Annotated in this window: 2 protein-coding genes and 1 pseudogene; 1 reads left to right on the plus strand and 2 read right to left on the minus strand. The window is 67.9% G+C overall.

Going from position 1 to position 2,010, the window contains the following annotated elements:
- Both ACNPM4_RS17850 and ACNPM4_RS17855 read right to left on the minus strand, forming a co-directional pair.
- Positions 1 to 340 (minus strand): hypothetical protein (locus tag ACNPM4_RS17850; protein ID WP_448986575.1); only part of this gene is annotated, 340 nt, incomplete at its 3' end.
- Between the two features lie 72 nt (positions 341 to 412).
- A complete protein-coding gene (locus tag ACNPM4_RS17855) occupies positions 413 to 1,726 on the minus strand; it encodes a M50 family metallopeptidase (RefSeq protein WP_448986576.1) in 1,314 nt (437 codons plus the stop codon).
- Between the two features lie 65 nt (positions 1,727 to 1,791).
- On the opposite strand from ACNPM4_RS17855, the pseudogene ACNPM4_RS17860 reads away from it, so the two are divergent.
- Positions 1,792 to 2,010 (plus strand): annotated as a pseudogene (locus tag ACNPM4_RS17860) (hypothetical protein); the annotation flags it as partial.

The raw sequence follows: 2,010 nt of genomic DNA on the forward strand, positions 1-2,010 counted from the left end.
CGATGAGCAGCACCAGACCACTCGACGCCGCGCGCGTGCGGCGGTGCTCCGGAAGCACGAGGAGACCGATCCCCCAGCCCCGATGACGAGGAGAGCCACCGTAGTCGTACCCGGGAAACCAACTCACCTGGCCGATCGTCGCGCGATCACGCAGCAGACGCATCCGACCGCCGTCCGGCGTGATCATCCCCAGCCCCGGGCTCTGCGGCCCGAACGGCGGCACCTGGGTGTATCCGAAGCCGAACCAGTTGTTGGGCTGCCAGGCCTCGGGGTCACGAAGACGCTCCGCCATCTCCGCTTCGGACTGGGGGTCGTATGGTCGCAGTGAGTATCCGTGCATGGGTGCCTCCAGGGAGCGTTCGGTCGATCCACGCTTCACTCTGCCACCCATGACGCCGATCACGGCGACCGGCTACTGGAACAGGGACACCGGCTTCACGATGTCGGCGATCAGGAGGAGCGCACCCATCGCGATGAGCACCACCGAGACGACCACCGTGAGAGGCACGAGGCTCGTGGCGTCCACCGGCGCCGGAGGCGGTCGACGGAAGATCTTCGCCCAAATCCTGCGGATGCCGTCCCAGAGCGCGACGACGATGTGGCCGCCGTCGAGGGGAAGCAGCGGTATCAGGTTGAAGACGAACAGCGCGATGTTGAGCATGCCCAGCAAACTCAGGAGGCCCGCCCATCGATCCAGGACGGGCGCATCCACGGAGGCGACCTCTCCGGCGAGACGGCCGACGCCCACGACGCTCAGCGGGCCGTTCGGGTCACGGTCCGCGCCCGCGAACACCGATGCGCCGATGTCCCACAGGCGCGCCGGGAGGTTGAGGATCATGGTCGCCACGCGTCCGGCGGAATCGACCGCCATCTCCGGTCCCGCCGAGAGCGGCTGCTGGATGTAGCCCATCTGGGAGTACATCCCCGCGTAGCCGACCTCCTTCACCACCGGGTCGCCGTTCTCGTCCTGCAGCGGCCGGCCGCTGGCGTCCGTGATCGTGCGTTCGGCGGCGATGGGAGTCAGGCTCAGCGACTCGTCGGAGCCGTCACGGCGCACGACGACATCCAACACTTCGCCCGGCGAGGCCTGAATGATGGCGGTCGCATCGGCGAACGTCGACACCGGCTGTCCGTCGACGGAGAGGATCACGTCGCCGGGCTGCACTCCGGCCTCGGCAGCCGGAGACTCAGGGTCGTCAGGCGAGCACTCGGTGGCCGTGGACGCGGAGGGCACCACGCACTCACTCACCGCGGATATCGTCGTGGTGCCCTGCTGGAGGCCGATCCCGGAAAGCAGGATCGTGAAGATCACGGTCGCGAGCAGCAGGTTCATCACCGGCCCGCCGAGCATCACGATCACTCGCTTCCACACCGGCAGGCGGTAGAAGACGCGATCCTCCGCGCCGTCGGCGATGGTCTCGTCGTTGGCGGATCGGGCGTCCTGGATGAGCGACCGGAAGAGACCGGATGCCCGGCCCGAGCTCTTCGAGGGCGGGTACATCCCGGACATCGAGATGAAGCCACCCAGCGGCAGCATCTTGAATCCGTACTCGGTCTCGCCGATGCGCTTCGACCACAGACGCGGTCCGAAACCGATCATGTACTGGCCGACGCGCACGCCGAAGAGCTTCGCGGGGACGAGATGGCCGACCTCGTGCAGACCGATCGAAAGGCCGAGGCCGATCAGCATGAAGAGGATGCCGCCCAGATAGAGCAGGAATTCCACGTGCCAACGCTACTGCCCCCAGCTAGGAATCCGCCCGACGACGCGGGCGCGGCTAGGGTGGAACCGTGAATGCCCGGCAGCTGCGACTCGTACGCGCCGCCGCCGTCTCATCCGTCGCGACACTGCTCGCCGCGCTCTCGCACACGTTCGGTGGCGGTGCCGCACCGCATCCGCTGCTGATCCTCGCGGTCGCGACCCTGCTCACACCGTTCTCGGCCCTGCTCGTGGGGACCAGGCAGTCACGCGGTCGCGTGGCATCCGCCGTCTTCGTGGCGCAGGCCGCG

Source organism: Microbacterium umsixpiens, assembly GCF_053543675.1.